At 57.1% G+C, this 280-nt stretch carries 1 protein-coding gene; it reads right to left on the bottom strand.

Translation table 11 applies throughout. The features are described 5' to 3' along the window. Window positions 1–280 (bottom strand): histidine kinase dimerization/phospho-acceptor domain-containing protein (locus tag A3730_RS11070; protein ID WP_304439490.1); only part of this gene is annotated, 280 nt, incomplete at both ends.

Genomic DNA, 280 nt, shown 5'->3' with positions numbered 1-280 from the left:
GTAGTGCGCCTGTTGATTACTCAGCGTGCTGTTCTGCATCAGGTCGATAATGCCGATGATGCCGTTAAGGGGCGTGCGGATTTCATGGCTCATGGTGGCCATGAAGGTGCTTTTGGCGTCGTTGGCGCTTTCAGCGTGGATGCGCCGTTCTTCATTATCCAGACGCAGCTGTCGTTCCTGTAGCAGTGCACGATCCGCGTCGCGGCGGGCGTTGATGTCCTGCAGGAGCCGTTCTCGCATGGTGTTGAGGGCGGCGGCAATATTATCCAGTTCGTCATGG

The sequence above is a fragment of the Alcanivorax sp. HI0044 genome, from assembly GCF_001634945.1.
The sequence above is the reverse complement of the archived record's forward strand: the minus strand, read 5'-3'. Positions and strand labels throughout refer to the sequence as shown.